Annotated in this window: 10 protein-coding genes; 3 read left to right on the top strand and 7 right to left on the bottom strand. The window is 66.9% G+C overall.

What is annotated here, in order from left to right:
- Nucleotides 1-7: 7 nt before the first annotated feature.
- Nucleotides 8-568, bottom strand: coding sequence for a MarR family winged helix-turn-helix transcriptional regulator (locus O7620_RS19025; protein WP_278124184.1), 561 nt, complete (start codon nt 566-568; stop codon nt 8-10).
- A gap of 171 nt (nt 569-739) precedes the next feature.
- On the opposite strand from O7620_RS19025, the gene O7620_RS19020 reads away from it, so the two are divergent.
- On the top strand, nt 740-1,960 hold the full coding sequence (locus tag O7620_RS19020) for a Bcr/CflA family efflux MFS transporter (protein WP_151489360.1): 1,221 nt from the start codon (nt 740-742) through the stop codon (nt 1,958-1,960).
- A gap of 333 nt (nt 1,961-2,293) precedes the next feature.
- Here the strand turns inward: O7620_RS19020 and O7620_RS19015 are convergent, their stop codons facing one another.
- From O7620_RS19015 to O7620_RS18995, 5 genes are all read right to left on the bottom strand, one after another.
- Nucleotides 2,294-3,505, bottom strand: a complete 1,212-nt coding sequence (locus tag O7620_RS19015; protein WP_278124182.1) for a hypothetical protein — start codon at nt 3,503-3,505, stop codon at nt 2,294-2,296.
- Between the two features lie 641 nt (nt 3,506-4,146).
- A complete protein-coding gene (locus O7620_RS19010) occupies nt 4,147-5,886 on the bottom strand; it encodes a non-ribosomal peptide synthetase (protein WP_278124180.1) in 1,740 nt (579 codons plus the stop codon).
- Between the two features lie 5 nt (nt 5,887-5,891).
- The gene (locus O7620_RS19005; RefSeq protein WP_278124178.1) at nt 5,892-6,692 is read right to left on the bottom strand and encodes a hypothetical protein; all 801 of its coding nucleotides are present in this window, start codon (nt 6,690-6,692) and stop codon (nt 5,892-5,894) included.
- 295 nt (nt 6,693-6,987) lie between these two features.
- Nucleotides 6,988-7,236, bottom strand: a complete 249-nt coding sequence (locus O7620_RS19000) for a phosphopantetheine-binding protein (protein WP_151489346.1) — start codon at nt 7,234-7,236, stop codon at nt 6,988-6,990.
- A 24-nt stretch (nt 7,237-7,260) separates the two neighbouring features.
- A complete protein-coding gene (locus O7620_RS18995; RefSeq protein ID WP_278124176.1) occupies nt 7,261-10,389 on the bottom strand; it encodes an AMP-binding protein in 3,129 nt (1,042 codons plus the stop codon).
- 1,208 nt (nt 10,390-11,597) lie between these two features.
- Between O7620_RS18995 and O7620_RS18990 the strand changes: the two genes are divergently transcribed.
- Together O7620_RS18990 and O7620_RS18985 are read left to right on the top strand one after the other, a co-directional pair.
- Entirely contained in the window at nt 11,598-12,911 is a 1,314-nt protein-coding gene (locus tag O7620_RS18990; RefSeq protein ID WP_278124174.1) for an MFS transporter, read from the top strand.
- A 30-nt stretch (nt 12,912-12,941) separates the two neighbouring features.
- Nucleotides 12,942-13,892 (top strand): hypothetical protein, encoded by a 951-nt coding sequence (locus tag O7620_RS18985; protein ID WP_278124172.1) that lies wholly within the window; start codon nt 12,942-12,944, stop codon nt 13,890-13,892.
- A 56-nt stretch (nt 13,893-13,948) separates the two neighbouring features.
- Here O7620_RS18985 and O7620_RS18980 read toward each other — a convergent pair whose 3' ends face one another.
- Nucleotides 13,949-15,265 carry a hypothetical protein gene (locus tag O7620_RS18980; RefSeq protein ID WP_278124170.1) on the bottom strand — a complete coding sequence of 439 codons (1,317 nt, stop codon included), beginning with the start codon at nt 15,263-15,265 and terminating at the stop codon, nt 13,949-13,951.
- Nucleotides 15,266-15,453: the final 188 nt, after the last annotated feature.

Here is a 15,453-nt window from a genome sequence, read left to right as displayed (position 1 = left end):
CCGGCGATCAGCGGGCCGGCGGTGCCTCGGGCGTACGTCGGCTCGTGGTCCGTCGAGCCTTTCCCTGGTCGTCGTTGGCGTCGCGCGGCCTGCGCATGGTGTCGGTGAGCACGCCGAAGCCCTCCGGCCCGATGGCGCTGAGCACCCGTTCGCGCAGAGACTGGGTCGCGACCCGGGCGATCGACTCGGCGGTCTCCTCGCCCTTGTCGGTCAGTTCGAGGTAGGTCACCCGCCGGTCGGCCTCGCACGCCACGCGTCCGGCCAGCCCGGCCGTGCAGAGACGGTCGGCGAGCTTGGTGAACCCGCCACTGGACATGCCCGCGTCATGGGCCAGGCGGGTCATCGGCATCCGGTGCTGGTCGGCCATGAGCAGGCGCAGCAGCACGTCGGCGGGGCCCTCACCCAGGTCGAAGAGCAGGATCGGGCCGGAGAACGGCTCGGCGGCCACCGTGGTCAGCACCACCGGGACGGTGAACGCCTTCGCGAGACCGACGGTGGCGTTGATGATCGCGGTGCGGGCAGCCGACGCCTCAGCGGTGGTGACTCCCCACACACCGGGGATACACATCCGCCTCTGCCGCGTTGATCAGCAGAAGAATCACGTTCGTCGCAGCCCTGCCTCGTCACGCTCTCGTTGACGGCGCGCCACCATCCCGCAGAGAGACCGAGATTGATGACGCAGCAGGTGGACACGACCCCGTCCGACACCGCCGACGCCGAGGTTCTGGCCGGTGACCTGATGACCGGCCGTCAACGGGTCCAGCTCGTCCTCGTGCTCGGCGCGCTGATCGCGATCGGCCCACTGACCATCGACATGTACCTGCCGGCACTGCCCGCCATCACGACCGGCCTGCAGACCACCGAGACGGCCGTGCAGCTGACGTTGACGGGCACGCTGCTCGGTCTCGCGCTCGGCCAGTTGCTGATCGGGCCGCTGTCCGACGTGGTCGGGCGGCGTCTGCCGCTGCTCGCCGGCCTGGCCGCACACATCGTGGCCTCCGTGCTGTGCGTCTTCGCGCCCAACATCGCCGTGCTCGGCGTGCTGCGCGTCCTGCAGGGTCTCGGCGTCGCGGCCGCCACCGTGGTCGCCACGGCCGTCGTGCGCGACCTGTTCAGCGGCGCATCCTTCGCGCGGATCTTCTCCCGCCTGATGCTGGTGATGGGGTTGGCGCCGATCCTCGCGCCGACGCTGGGCAGCGCCCTACTGCGGTGGACCGAGTGGCGCGGTGTCTTCGCGGCACTGGCGGTGCTGGGCGCCCTGCTGATCGTCGTCGCCGCGCTGCGACTGCCGGAGACCCTTGCGGTGGCGCGACGCCGACACGGCGGGGTGGCGGCGACCATGCGCGACTACCGGGGGCTGCTCAACGACCGGGCCTTCGTCGGTCTGGTGCTGGTCGCCGGACTGGCCATGGCGTCCCTGTTCGCCTACGTGTCCGGGTCGTCGTTCGTCCTGCAGGACCAGTACGGCCTCGACGAGCAGCAGTTCGGTCTGGCCTTCGGGGCCGGCGCCGTCGGCCTCATCGCGGCCACCCAGTTCAACGTCCGGCTGCTGCGCCGCTACACGCCGCAGCAGATCCTCATCAGCGCCCTGATCGCCGGAACGGCCGCCGGGCTGCTGCTGGTCCTGTTCGCCGTCACCGGCTTCGGTGGCCTGGGCACCCTGCTCGCGTCACTGTGGCTCGTCCTGGCCGCCGCCGGCCTGGCCCTGCCGAACGCTCCGGCGCTGGCCATGAGCCGGCACAGTGAGGCCGCCGGGACGGCCGCGGCGCTGCTCGGGGCCGTGCAGTTCGGCACCGGCGCGCTCTCGGCGCCCCTCGCCGGCCTGTTCGGCACGGGGAGCGTACCGATGGCGGTGGTCGTCGCGGGCGGCATGGCCGCGGCGCTGGCGGTCATGGTGCTGGTCGTGCCCCGCGCCACCCTCGGCACGATCGAGAAGGACCTCGCTGTCGCCCTGCACTAGCGGGCGGGAAACGGTGTCCCGGCCCGCCCGACGATCAGTTGATCTCGGTGGTGTCCTCGGGGCACGGCTGACCACGCGGCGGCGCGGACCACGGCGACTCGCCGCCCACCCGGCGCGGCAGCGGCACTCTGCGCGCGAACACCTCGCGCCGCTCCTCGGACGTTCAGCGGGCGACATATCCAGCGGGATCAGCGACGACCGACGCGGACTCCGCGCCCACGGGCTCATCCAGGGCAGCCCCCACAGCCGCAGCTCCCAGATCACCGGCAGCGGAATCCGCCACGCGTTGCCCCTCACCCGCCTCGACCGGCTGCTGCTCCTCGGATCAGGTCGTCAGGACTGCCGAGCGGGAAAGCGCGAGAACACTTCGTTGAGCCGATGGCGCCAGCGGGTACCGAGGTCCTGGACCCCGTAGCCGGTCCCCTCGTCCACCGTGAGTTCAAGCCCGATCTCGTGTTCGCGGACCGTCGCGGCGGCCGTGAACGGCGACATTGGCTGGTTATGGCCAAACCGCGGCGAGACCTCGACAGCCTCGACCCCCGCGACGTTCACGCTGCCCTCCGTCGCGGCCTCATAGACGAACATCCCCGCGTAGACGAGCGTCCCCGCGACCGAGCCGGGGAGGTCGGATCCGAGCCGTGCGAGCGAACCGAACGGCACATCCGCGTGGTCGATCTCCAGACACCAGTCGTCGAGGAAGTCGTCCATCGCATCGAGCGGGCTGCGTGGTCCGGTCAGGTCGATCGAGATGACAGTGTTCAGGAAACATCCGGTGACGTCGGAGAACGCCTCGTTCCGCCGTCCCCATGGGTAAGCGATGACGGTTGCGTCGCCCCCCGTGACGTCGCGCAGAGCGCGGTGGAGCGAGAAGAGGACGTATGGGAAGTGGGAGCCACGGACGGCACTCGGGATGGCGACGCCCGGGAGACCGGCGATGATTTCAGAGGGCATCTGCGCCGCCCCCTGGGGGAGCTCTCCGTGGAAGTTCTTCAGGCGGTCCGCCCAGAAGGCGGTTCCGCGCCCGCCTGCCGCCGCGCTCTCGGACTCGGCCCTGTCCCGCACAGCGGCCTCGAAGCGCTCCCACTGCGCGTCATCGGGAGACCCCGGGGCAGCCAACTGTTGGATCATCATGAGCTGCGACTGGCCGTCGACAAGTGCGTGGTCGAAAACCAGCAGCAGATAGTCGGCGTCGCGTGAGCGTACGAGGCGTGCCGCCATCGCGACACCGTCCAGAGAGGCTTCGAATTCATCGACTACCGTCATGGATAGTCGCACGACTCCCGCTTCGTCCTCGGCCCGCAATTCGGCGAAGTCATACGTGGTGGAATACCGCTCCTGATACGCCTTGCCACGGGAAAACCCTATGCGACAGGACAGCGTGGGATTCCTGAGCATGATCGAGTGTAGAACCCGATTCAGGTCGACGGCTGACAGGACTGCGGGCGGCATACGAAAGAGTTTGTTTATAGCGACTCGCTGACCGGTGCGTTCCGCCGTCAGCGCGAAGCCGAGTTGCGTGCTCAGCAACGGGAGCATGTCCGCCATATGTGTCCCTTTCGGCCGCGACAACGGCCCCTGCCGACCGCATGGAGAATCTGGTTCAGATTACTGACGCAGGTGCCTCTGACGTCCTGACAGACAACAGGAGCAGGGCGGAGGCCGGCAGCAGCTTCATATGCCCATTCCGGTCTGTGTCGGCGATCGAGCCGTCCGAGCGACCCTGGTGCATATCGCCTTCACGATCAGTGGCGGAAAAGCCGTCCAAATAGCAGGGCCGGCGGCGCAATCCCGGTTTTGGAATGACGCCGTGGTGTGCTGGGGTCAGGCGCGCCGCCGCGGGTGAGTTCGTCGTCTCGGGTGTCCGTCACCGCCGGTTCTGTTCCGCCAGGCTGTGCGGGCCAGTACTGCCGCTCTCTGCTGGCGCTCGCCGCCAAGGTCCGAATCCTGCCGGTGCAGTACCCGGGGCGACAGGACTGCCGTGCCGAGCGCCGTCGAGAGCGTCGCGCTGCTCGCGGACGAGATCCCACGGCTGCTGGCCGCACTGCTGCTGGCCGCTTCGCCGGTTCTGTGTGGACGGTGCCGCCTGGGTGGGGAGAGCACACGAGCGTGCGGGTGTCCTGGCGGGCGTCGTGGAAGGAGCGGAGTCAGGCGGCGCGTTCGCGCTCCGTCGTGTGGGGTCGGAGGAGTCATGCGGCACTTCGTCCGCTGATCAGTGCGGTGACCGACTCCACCGTAGGCTCGGACAGGAACTCCTGCACGGACACCTGGACGTGGAAGCGCTGATGGATGCGGGTGACAACCAGCGCGGCGGAGAGCGAGGTGCCGCCCAGGTCCATGAAGTGCCGGTCGGGTGGTATGTCGGTAACGCCGAGCACCGTCGACAAGATGCCGGCGACGGCCGACTTCAGATCGCCGGGGTCCGGGAGTGACCCGGTGTAGTCACGAGCGTCGCCGGGGGCCGGCAGGCGTCGGCGATCGATCTTTCCGTGCGGGGAGAGCGGCAGTTCGGACGCGTGGACCACGTGGTGGGGAACCATGTAGTCCGGCAGCAACTGCGCCGCATGTGCGCGTAGTTCGCTGGTCGCCAATGAGCAGCCCGGCTCAGGCACTACATGAGCAACGAGCCTGCGTTCCTCGCTGTCGGGCGGCGTCCAGGCCACGACGGCGCATTCCCGGACCGCGGGGTGGCGGAGCAGCGCTGCCTCGATGTCACCGGGCTCGACCCGGTATCCGCGGATCTTAAGCTGGTCGTCGGACCGGCCCAGATAATCCAGGGCTCCGTCGGGCCGCTCGCGCACGAGGTCACCGGTGCGGTACGCCCGTACGGTCCGTCCCTCGATCTGTACGCTGCGGAACCGCGCGTCCGTCAGCTGTGGATCACCCACATACTCGCGGGCGAGGCCGACCCCTGCCAACCACAACTCGCTGCCCTCCTCCTGCGGGATGACATGGGCCGTCATGCCGGGCAGCGGCCGCCCGATGGGGGGAAGGTCGGGCCAGGAGTACGACGGGCCGGTGAGCGTGTGGGCGAGGGCGACGTGGGTCTCCACCGGGCCGTAGTGGTTGTGCAGACGCGCCGCGGGCAGCCGTCGGAACAGTTCCCGGACGGCAGGGGTGATCTGCAGCGCCTCTCCCGCGACTGCCACTTCGCGCAACGCGCCAGGAACTATGCCGAACTCGACGGTCAGCTCCGCGAGTCGACGCAGCGCCACGGGCGGCAGGAAGATCCGCTCGATCTCCCACGCACGGCACAGCTCCCACACACGCTGCAGGTCAACGCGTTCTGCGTCGGACGGTGTGTACAGGCAGCCGCCACTGCACCAGGCTGTGAACACCTCCTGGACGAATATGTCGAAGCCGAGCGGGGCGAACATCAGCGTGCGCAGTGGCTCGGGGGACGTACTGGCCAGCGTCCACTCGATCAGATTGTCCAGACAGCGGTGCGGCAGGGAAACCGCCTTGGGCCCTCCGGTGGACCCGGACGTGAACACCACGTAAGCGGGATCCTCGCCGCCCGGCTCCGTTCGGCCAGGTGCCGGGGCATCGTGCGCAGTGCTGGCAGCGGGGTCCTCGCGGAGCGGCAGCACGATGGGCCCGTCCGACTCGTCCGGGAGCCGCAGACCCGGCTCGACCAACGCGAACCGGGCACCGCAACGCTGCCACATGTGCTGGATGCGGTCCGCCGGATAATCCGGATCCACCACGCAGAAGGCGCCGCCCGCCCGGAGTATTGCAAGGACAGCTACGCCGAGTGCGATGCCGCGGCAAGCCTGGACAAGCACGACATCGCCGGGGCGTACCCCGTGTCGCCTCAGGCGACCGGCCAAGTCGGCTGACCTTCGGTCGAGTTCGGCATAGTCGAGCCTGCCGTCGGGTGCGACCATGGCGGCCGCCAGAGGGCGGCGTTGTGCCTGGGAGGCGATCAACTCAACTACTCGGCTGGGCAACTCTCTAGCCTCTCCCTCGTGCCAGACTCAAGCGGACGGCCCAGCGCCTCGAGGACCGCGACCCGCGTCTCATCGGCCCTGAGCAGTTCAAACCGGTCGCAGCTCAGGCGCAGTGCGCGCTGGTGCCCGGCAGTGCAGGCGTAACCCGCCGGGTCGGCGTCCGCGGAGTCAACGCGCAGCACATGTCCCTCCCAGGTCGGAGTACGGGCGTGGTGGGCCGCTACCAGGTGGCTGAACCAGTCCGTGTACGCACTGACCATCTGCGTGGCGCTTGCCGCGATCTCCGACTCGGTGGCGCCTGCCGCCCGCAGCGCCGCAAGGGCATGGCGGGCCAGTTCGTCGGTGAGGTCGGCGACGAAGCGCTCCGGGTCCGCGGCCAGTGTGTCGGCGTCGACGCGCTCGCTCACCTCCTGTTCGTTCAGCTGGACGCCGAGTTCAGCGAGCCGCGCGCGGTATTCCGCCCTGATTGATTCCAGCGACGCGACCTGGGGGTCGAACAGCATGATCACCGGTGGCTCTCCACCCAGGGCGGCGGCCACCTCGAAGGCAAGCGGCGCGGAGGCACAGTAGGCGGCGACCGCCGCGATCGGGCCCGTCCCGGCCGGCACGTTCGCCAACAGGCGGGCCGCGTACGCCGCGCCACTCACCGCCCTTGGCAGGGGGGAGGGCAGCAGGTCGTGGACTCGCACCCCGTGCCGCTCCAGGGCCAGTTCGTCGATCCGGGCCTCTTTGCGGTATCCGGGATAGTCGAGCGCGAGAACCACAGGGCGTTCGCTCTGGGGCATGGGGGAGTTCCTTTCGCTGCTGGTGCCCGCTGTCCAGGCTCAGGCGGGAGCTTCACTTGTCGAGGTCACCCCGTCGATCGGAGCTTCGATGCGTCCGTCACCAGCACATTCACCTGATCATCACTGTGGAACCGCCGCGCCGACGCACCCGGTGACTGGGAGATTCATGCACGGCGGCCGATTTGCTCGGACGTCGTTACGCGACATCTCCACGCGCGGAGAGCGGCCGTCTTGGCAGTTCCGGGGAAGGACCGAGGATGAGCAGGTCGAGTGACACCCGAGGTGGAACACCAAGCTAAGCCTGGGAGCTGTCGATGAATGCCGACAGCGTCTGCGGCGAGGCGTGCGTGAAGAGGTCGCGCAGCCGGACGTCGACACCGAGGACGTCGTAGATCTTGCCGACGATCTGAAGCAGCTGTAGGGACGTGCTGCCGTTCTCGACGAGGTCCGAGGTCTCGTCGACGTCTTCCCTCCCAAGGACCTCGCGCCAGATCTCCGTGAGTGCGGCGGTGCGGTCCGAGACATGCTGGTATTCGGTCTTCATACTTGGCAGCTCCTTTGACTGTCGTTACCGAGGAGGTATTCGATGCCCGCTTGCTGATGCGACAGCGTCGGGGCGGGTGCGGACATCGGGCATTCGCGTGCCACCCGGCCATCCGCTTCCGCTTCGGCTGCCACTCTCCTGCGTGAGCCGGGAGACCAGACGCGCACTGACGCTCCGGGCCGTGGTCTCGGTCACCAGCGCGGTCTCGTAGGTGACCCGCACCGTCGACGCGATGCCGTCGTCCGCGAGCAGTTCGACGAGCAGTGGAGCCTGGAGGCGGATGTACGGCAGCTCGATCCCGTGCACCGCGCAGCCGTCGAGCTGGAGCTCAGCGCTGGGCGAGTCCTGCACCGCGCCGATGACGTGGTACAACTGCTGCCCTGCCAGCCCGGCGGCCCGGGCCACCTCGGCGATGGACAGGTTGCTGTTGCGCAGGGCAGCGAGAACTGCGCTCTCGGCGCGGGCTGCGGCATCGTCAGCTGTGGTTTTCCGCAGTCTGACACCGATCATGTCGATCAGGCAGGCGATGGTGTCCTGCAGAACCGGGGTGGAACGTTGGTTCACCGGGATACCGATCATGACGTCCTCGGCACCGGTGACCTCGGACAGCGCTCCGCCAAGCGCGGCGATGAAGAGTGGGAGAAGGCCACCGCCGATGGAGTGCCTACTCAGGAAGTCCGTCTGCTCGGGCAGCAGAGGCACGTCAATCTTCGTCACGCCGGCTTCCGCGCACTCTGCGGGCGTGACCCACGGTGCCGGGCCGACCGGAAGCTCAGCCAGTTCCTCCGCCCAGTGCTCCCGTTGCGCCGCGAGATCCGCCGAGTCCCGGATCCGCTCCATCTCCGCGTATATCTCAGATGGTGCGGCCACCGGATGCGCGAACCGTGGCTCCCGCCCCTCACCACGCGCGCGGTACGCCTCAGCCAGATCATCCACGAAGATCCGCTTAGACCACCCGTCGAACGCGATGTGGTGAACGGACATCCCGAAGATCCACCCCTCGGGCTCTTCGAGCTTGCAGAGCACCGCACGCCAGACTTCTCCCTCGAACAGGGAGAAGGTCTTGTCGAGTAGTGCCTTCACCTGCGGTAGGGCCGTCTCCTCGTCCGGGGCCTCCATGTGCTCGACCGAGACCGGGCGGCCGGAACGATTCCACGTAGCCAGGTCCTCGAAGTCGTAACGGCCCTGGAGGTACAGGTGGCGGTGGTGGACGTCGTGCAGCGCCTTCACGAGATGGTCGGTGTCGAGCGCGCCCGCGATGCGCCAGGCCAAGTAGAGGTGATTGTGCGTGTCGTTGCCGTCGAGGTGCGGCAGGAGAAATCCGGATTGCATCCCGGTCAGCGGTGACGGCGCGGTTGCGTCCGCCCGGTCCGCACTGTCCGCTGCGTCGGTCCCGTTCGCCCCGCCCGGCGTCGCCCCGGACTGCTTGGCGATCCAGTCGCGCATCTCGTTGACCGAGGGGTGGCCGCGCACAACCGACACGGGAATGCTGAGACCGGTCACCCTGCTCAGGGCCGTGCACAGGCGAACCGCGCCCAGCGATGTGCCGCCCAGGTCGAACAGCGAGGCGTCGGGATCCACCAGTGCGCCACCGAGAACCCGGCTGAACGCAGACTCGATCGGATCGCTGGAGTTGGCCTGTGCGCGAGCTGAGGTCAGCTCTGCGATGGCGGATTGCAGCGCGACCGTGTCGAGCTTCGCGTTGCTGGTCAGCGGCAACGCCGCCAGTCGGACGACGGCCTCCGGAGCCCACCCCGGAGGCAGGTCGGCCACCAGCGCAGTCCGCAGGCTCTCCTCGTCGAAGTGGTCGCTGGCCGAGACCACGGCGAGGGCGAGTGACTCCGGTCGGCCGGAGAGGCCGAGCAGCGGGACCACGGCGCATTGCGCGACTCCATCGAAAGTGGCTGCCGTCCGCTCGATCTGGTGCGCGTCGATCCGGTGTCCACGGATCTTCAGCTCGCGATCGCGGCGCCCCTCGAACGTGAACAAGCCATCGGTGGTCCTGCTGCCGTAGTCCCCGGTGCGGTACACCCGCAGACGTCGGCCACCGATGAGCACCTCGGTGAACTTGGTCGCGGTCAACGCCTCGTCACCGAGGTATCCAGGCGACACTCCGTCGCCCGAGATGCACAGCTCGCCGATCTCGTCTGGGCCGCACTCGCGTTCGCCGTCCAGCACGTGTACGCCGGTGCGGGGTATCGGATAACCGAGGGGGATGGCGTCGTGGGTGTCGTCGACTGTCACTCGGTGCATCAGAGCGATGCACGTCGACTCGGCGGGGCCGTACCCGTTGATGAAGGGAATGTCCGGATGGGCGGCCAGGAAGCGCGCAACGTGCGCGGGGGAGAGGGCTTCGCCGCCGGCCATGGCCACGCGTAGGCCTTCGAATGCGGACACGTCCTCGTCGACCAGAACGTTGAACAGCGAAGAGGTGACGAAGAGGGTGTTGAGGCCGTTGTGCGAGATCTCGTGACGTAGCTCGTCGGGCGTGAGTGCCCGATGCTTCCGGAGCAAGGAGGCGCCGCCGCGCAGGAGTGGGCCCCAGACCTCAAACGGAAACGCGTCCCAGTTCGAGGAGCCCAGGTGCGCCAGCACGGTCTCGCTGTCGATGGATGCGATGCCCTCCCCGGTGAACATCCGCAGGGTCGCGACATGCGTCGAGAGCACCGCCTTCGGCTCGCCGGTGCTGCCCGAGGTGAAGAAGACCGTTGCGATGTCGGTGCCCGAAACGGGGATCGACTTCCAGGCGCGCTCGGCAGAGTCCCCAGCGGGCGGGTCGAAGTCGGGCAACTCGACCTCACGTTCGAAGCAGCCGCTGGATCGGCCCGGTGCGGCGACCGCGAGGGCGCCGCCGAGAATCTCGTCGATCCGCCGCAGGCGTCGCGCGTTCCACTCCAGATCCATGACCGCGTAAGCGGCGCCGAGCTTCAGCACACCGAGGGCTGTGGCAATCAGTGCCGGTGATGTCTCCAGCTGAAGGGGCACGATGCTGCCAGCTCGAACCCCCTCCGCTGCCAGCCAGTCGGCGACAGCGTCGGACCAGGCATCGAGCTGACCCCGACTGACGACCTCACCGCCGTGGATTAACGCAGCACGCGCATGATCCGCCTGAGCAAGGTCGTGCAGAACCATATGGATGGATGCGGCGCTCATGACTCAGCCAGCTTCCTTCGTCAAAGTGGAGACAGTTCGTGCACTGAAGCAGTAAATGCGAACGGGTTGGCTACATGTCTGGAGCAATGATGCTTCCCTTGTGCCGCCGGGGGACGAATGTGGCCGCAGCCTAAGCAAAGCCACCAGGGCCGCGGCTCCTTTTCGTCTCCCGTATATCCAGTGGTAGCCGAGCTCGTTCGGTCGTCGCTGTAAGCACGACGGAGTAGCTGCCGGCGACTCGCTCGGGCGGACAATTTATTAGGAGGCCGGGATCGTTGGCCCTTTGCGAAGCTAATGGCGTACTGCTCCGACGTGCGGCAATAGGTGCGACATGCATTACTAACTTATCGACGGACTCCCTGAGTCTAAGCGGGGTCGCCCCTGCGTCGCCCCTGACATATGGCAGTGACCGGCCACAGCCTCCGGCTCCCACTCCGCCGGCGGGACACGAGCCGCTCGCCCTCGGGCGAGCCTGGTCAGCCTCAGCGCGCCACGATGACGACATCCCGACCGCGGTGGCCGGTGACCGGGTCGACCAGTGCGAAACTCCGACGAAGGCTTCTGCCCCAGCGTTGTGGTGCCCCGTCCCTCGACCTGCTCAGCTGCATTCCGCGGGCCCCGAGCCCCACGTGTCCGCCAGCCCCGCACACCGGTCGGCAGCGAACCGGCGTGCCACTTGCGCAGGCCTCCCGCGAGATCCCGAAGCCCTCCGCGACCGGCGCGTTCCGCCGGCGTGCCGCGCACGGCAGCGCGGCTCCGACCGCATCGCCAGCGCCTCGGTCGCCGATTGACGACTATGGGAGGCTGTGTTTAGTATCCCAGACGACTGTGAGATCTATCGGGCCACGACCCCTCAATCGGGGTACCTTCGGAGGGCTTTGAGTGGTCGGTCCAAACTGCCTCCAGGTTCATGATCCTTCACTTGGACGGGGTATTTGGCGCAGGCAAACGTCACTCGCTGAAGATCTCTCCACTCGCCGCCGCTCTTGGATCTTGTTCGATCCCGAGACTGCCGATAGCATCCGTGCAATTGCCAAGGAAGCGGCATGGCGCGCCTGTGGCGACTGTGCAAAACCTCGGGCTAGCAGAAAGGTGGCTTCGCATGACTGTGCGCTCTGAGCGAGCCTTATTTGCATCGGAGGGAATTCGATGACCGGCATAGGAGTGGCGTTGTGGGTCATTGATGGGCACCTAGACGGAGAAGGCGCTTGACGTTACCTACCAGTCCCTCATCGGCGCCCACGACCGCGCCCTCCAGGCTGCCGCCCAGTGGGTCGGGGCGCGGGAAGCCCGGGCGCCGGCGTCGTCTACGCCCAGGACTTCGGCTCTTCGCCGAGCTTCCCGCCGCCTTCCGATGGCTCCTCGCGGGCCGCACGATGTCGATCTTGGGCAACACCGTTGCGCCCATCGGACTCGCACTCGCCATCATCGATGCCGGCGGGAGTGCCGGCACGATAGGCATCGTTGTCGGCGCGAGGTCCGCCGGCAACCTGCTCTTTGTTCTGGCCGGAGGAATCCTCGCCGACCGGTTCCCGCGGAGGTTGGTCCTCGAGGGGTCGAGTGGAGCCAGCGCGGTCACACAAGCGTTGGTGGCGTGGTACGTCTTATCCGGTGGCAACTCCCTGGCCCCGCTGACCCTACTGGCCCTGCTGAACGGGATCTGTGCGGCGTTCGCGTCCCCGGCCTCGTCGGCGCTACTGCCGCAGACCGTCCCGTCCGAATTGCGCCCCCAGGCCAACGCGGCCATGCGACTGACCCTGAATCTGTGCGCCGTGACATCCGGGGCACTCGCCGCGCTATTCCTGCTCGTAGCCGCCCCTGGCTGGCTGATCGCCTTCGACGCGTTCTGTTTTGCCGTCGCCGGAGTCCTGTTCTCAAGGGTTCGGGTCGCAGCCAGCACCGCGTCCAAGAAGGAATCGCTGATGAGCCAGGTCCGCGGGGGCTGGGTAGCCTTCTCGGAGCAAAAGTGGTTGTGGCAGGCCATCGTCGGCTCAACGTTGATGAACCTGTGCTACTCCGGCACCATCCCGGTGCTGGGGCCAATCATTGCCGAGGAAACCTTCGGCAGTCACCTCTGGGGCCTCGTGCTCGGCGCCCAAGTCTTCGGCTTGACAGTAGCGGCCGCTCTGATCATGAGAAGCGGCCGGCGAATCTCGCTGCGCCTTGGCCTCCTGGCGCTTCCCCTCGGTGCCGCGCTGCCGCTCACTCTCGGCGTCTATCCGATATTCGCGGTGTTGCTACTGGCCGCGTTCGTCGGAGGCCTGTCAATGGAGATCTTCGGAACCGTCTGGGAGACGACCCTCCAGGACAGGATCGAACCGGACAAGCTAGGGCGAGTGTACTCGTACGACGCCCTCGGATCCTTTGTGGGCGTACCGCTGGGACAGGTGTTGGTGGGTCCTGTCAGCGCTGAACTGAGCCTTCGCACAACCCTGATCATCGGGGGTGTGCTGATGGTCGGCGCGGCTCTGGCGATCGCGTATGCACTCGGCGGCCAACGGACGGCGGCAAAAGAGGCCTGATGTATTCGATGAGATACCGGAGGACTACGGGTGCCGCAGCATCATGAGGGACTGGTCACCGCTACCCTTGCAGAGAACGACCACTCGGCGTGGAAGGCACTCAGGTTCCGCAAAGACCTGCACGTCGTCAACGTGGCGCCGCCGCCGGCATCCGGCAGCGAGTGGCTGACCGAGGGATTCCGCTTCCGACCTACCAATGTCGTCTGGCTCGCGGATCCAAAGGGATCCGAAGAGGAATACGTCGGAGGGCTAGGGCATAAAGCGCGGTACGCCGTGCGAAAGGGACTCAGGGATCTCCGGGCCTCCGCGATGACGCTCGAGCACGTCGAGAAGATCACGCATGCGCTGGCCGAAGAATGGCTGCCACTGTACCGAGCGTCCCTGGCCGGCATGGCCTTCGCGGCCCCCATAGTGAACTCGCCGGAAGAGGTGGTGGGCATCGGGCCGGACGTGGAGATGCTGGTGATCCGAGACCCCGACGGAAACATGTGCGCCGGCATGGTTACGCTCAACGACCACCGCCGCGGTGTCTACACGGCCGGGCTGTACGGCGAACGGAACGGCCTGCGAGGCAGCCACAGCCTCTCCCGGGTACTTCATCTTGCCTTGATGAATGTCACCCGAGCACACGGGTTGCCACTAGCCAGCGCGGGGTGGGAGCCCAACCTGTATGGGCACATCGCCAAGGCTGGCCTAGCAGCATACAAGCTGTCGATGGGGTTCCGTCCAGTACCTCGAGTCGCGCTGCGAACCGACGGTTCCGAAGACGTGCTCACACGTGTTGTGCATGACGACGGGCTGACTCCACCGTTGGTGTTCTTCGCGTATCCGACCTGGCCGCCAGAGCAAGCCAACCTGATGGACGTCCGGCTCCGGGCCGTTGCACACCCCGACAAAAACACTCCATTCGAGTTGAGCGTGTTTGGCTCCGGTGTCGAGTCGTTGGCACTATCGGCAGCTGAGAACGTGGCGGTGTCTTGAGAGGGCGGCAAGCCCCCGTTCCTGGTTACCACCTGGGTGTGACGCCCGGGTCGCAGTCAGATCCGCTTGGACGACTCGGCGGGTCGCCATCCCGCGTCAGCGTAGAAGTACGGACTGTCGAACGCCTGCCGCGCCTGTGAGTGGTTCATGGCAGCACGATCGACTGCGCCATCCCGGGCCGCCACGAATGCCTCAGCAATTAGGGCCATGGACGTCTCGGAAGCGCCTTCGAACGTGACCTCGTTGGTGCCCAGACGAAACACGGAACCGGAGACGTTCGGCATTTCATTCTCCGTCTGGACGTTGACCCGGATACCAGCCTCGGCCAGGGTTCCAGCGAGCTTGTTGGTTGCGGCGTGATCCCCGACGTGAACCCAGACCATGTGGTTGTCGGTGTACCCGTCCGTGCGGCGGGCAACATCAAAGCCTCGCTGCGCCAACTCGGCGCCGAGTCGCTTGGCATTGACGACGACCTGTCGAGCGTAGGCCGGGCCAAAGTGCTCGAACTCGCGCGCGGCCAGACCCAGTGCCAGGGTCGCGCCGAAATGGTGACTGCTTACCAAGACGCGCTGCGCGTCCTTGATGAGCCGGCTCACGTGCGGCAGCCTGGTGAACAGTACGCCCTTGTGCGGCCCGGGAAACGTCTTGTGCGTAGAGCCACCGAAGCTGGTGGCGCCAAGATCAAGGGGGTTGGGCGCCTGACCGCCGAGAATAAGCCCGAGGGTGTGGCTGGCGTCGATGTGTAGCAACGTGTGCGGGCTGTGCTCAGCGAGGCAGGCGGCAACCGCGGCGACGTCCAGTAGATGCAGGCTGTTAGCCAGGTCGAGGAAAATCAGGGATACGTTTTGTGAGGATAGGATTTTTCGTAGGCCATCGAGGTCCACCGCACCTGCCTCAACGGAGATGGCGGCAGGAACGAACCCGAAACGCTTGATCACTGCCGCAGTGGCGTAGTGACCTCCGCTCGCGGGGTCGATGCATACGACCGTGCTGCCCGGGTCGCCGCCCATGCCCGCAATTGCGATGAGCATCGCGCTGAGCCCGGAAACCGGACGGAGGTTGACGAACGGCGCGTCAGACAGCGCCCTCAGGCTGCTGTACGCCACCTCTGTCTCGATGTCTGAAATGCTTTCCCCGCCCCTGAATTGCCAGAAATCCGGGTCGTGGTCTTCATTGAAGAAGTAACGGTTGTGGAAATCGAACTGCAGGGGCAACTGTGCCAGAGGGGAGAGACGGTTCTCGCTCGGGACCAGGCTCAACGCCTCTCGACTACGGTTGTGACTATCACTGAGTCGCCGTGCAAGTTCATGGATTTGACGCCTGTGCTGTTGTTGCGGAGCCGCGCTGAGCGTTCCGTCTTCGACTACCCGCATCGTACCTCGCATGTCAGAATGAGTAATGGTGATGGCGGGCCAAGTGTGTCTAGCCGTTGACCCTGCGGCACTGCACAAGCGTCCATAAATGAAAGCTCACTCATTTCCCGGCGCTGCCCTTGCAGGTTCCCCGCCTACATCTGAGTGCCATGACTCGCAGCGCCTGCATGTGGTTTGCGTTGGCGGAT

It is taken from the genome of Micromonospora sp. WMMD710, assembly GCF_029626045.1.
GTDB lineage: Bacteria > Actinomycetota > Actinomycetes > Mycobacteriales > Micromonosporaceae > Micromonospora.
Note: the sequence above shows the minus strand (reverse complement) of the source record. Positions and strands in the feature narration are given on the sequence as shown.